1 protein-coding gene is annotated in these 1,519 nt (G+C 43.3%); it reads left to right on the top strand.

The genetic code is table 11. The features are described 5' to 3' along the window. Positions 1-127: 127 nt before the first annotated feature. Positions 128-1,519, top strand: a 1,392-nt coding sequence (locus I3255_RS14220) for a GEVED domain-containing protein (protein ID WP_238039401.1), incomplete at its 3' end; no start/stop codon positions are given.

Below are 1,519 nucleotides of genomic sequence, written 5' to 3'. Positions count from 1 at the left end.
GGGTGATCTCATAACTTTGTGCTGATCAATAAAATCTATGACTTTTTTTGTTTGCTTAAGAACGGACACATTCTTGCATAACAATTTTGAGTTCATTGAATCAAACTAATACCACCGAGGTGAGATAATGGGAAAGTTCGTACCAGTATCTTCATGCTGCAAAGCTATTTTTTCCACGGCTTTGTTATTTTCATCACTTTTGCTCTCTCAAAATGTAGAGGCTCAGCAGTGTTCGCAAAGTTATGCATCTCCTACGACTTTTGGTGGTGATTATTATTTTGATGGTGATGGAGGAAATGGCTGGGGAACCAGAAATATTGGTGTCTTTAATACCAATCTTGTCGGTGGTACGGGCTCTGGTGGGCGGATTATTATTAGTGCTAATTGGGGCTGGAATAATGGTAACCAATGGACAGGAAGAGGCGATTTTACTGAAACCATTAGAATTAGAGTGAAAGTTAATGGTACGACAGTCGCCGAGCTGGTTACGCCAAGTGATAGTCAAAATACAGCAAATTTATCCGCACAGAATGGGGCATCAATGCTCAGTGGCGGGGGTAATGTTGGGGTCACTTCTTTTGGATCTTATCCTCATGGTTCGCAAATATTACTCCCATCTTGGATGACATCAATCACAAGTATTCAAATAGAAGGTACGCAAACACCGGCAACAGGAGGCTCTTCTGGTGGTGCTGGCGATGATGGTGGTGTGCGAATTAATACATCAGGTTATGCTTGTAACTTTGAAGCGACCGATGCTCCAAGTAGCTATGGCGTTGCACGACACAACGTTGATTTAACGGGAACAAACTTACGTTTTGGCTCTAATGTTAGTTTTGAAACGAATAACAGAAACAGCACGTTAGCTAATAACGATACCTTTGATGACGGTATTACTGGTTTCCCTCAAACTGAAATTGATCCAGCTACAGGAGAGGTTACGGTAACAGCCAGTGTGTTTAATAATACTGGGGCAAGTCGAACGTTTGTTGGCTGGATTGACTGGGACCAAGATAACTCTTTCCAAGCTGATGAAGGGGTCACGATAACAGTGCCTGCTGCGGGTTCTTCCAATTCAGACTGTACCAATACTTCAGGCTCTAATTTTACTTGTAGTGTGACTTTTACGGTTGATCCTGCCGATCGAAGTAACACCGGGTATTTCTTTTCTCGGTTTAGGATAGCCAATACCGCACTGACCACTTCAAATATTTCCACCACCGTTGATAGCGGTGAAGTGGAAGATTATCGTTTCTGTATTGGTTGCTTTGATATCAGTGGTACGGTTTATTTAGATGAAAATGGTGACAGCGATATTTCGGGCGACGGGGTTACACCAAACGAAGTGGTCGTAAGGCTTTATCGAGATGATGATGGCGATGGGGTACCAAGTGCAGGCGATACCTATTTGCAGCAAATGACAACATCTTCTGGCGCATACTCTTTTACCGAACTACCCATTGATACCTATTTTGTCGCAACTGCTCCGCCATCAACGGGATCGGCAGTTTCTGAGCAG

Origin of the sequence: Psychrobacter sp. Ps6 (genome assembly GCF_022129235.1) — a bacterium.
Classification (GTDB): Bacteria; Pseudomonadota; Gammaproteobacteria; order Pseudomonadales; family Moraxellaceae; genus Psychrobacter.
Note: the sequence above shows the minus strand (reverse complement) of the source record. Positions and strands in the feature narration are given on the sequence as shown.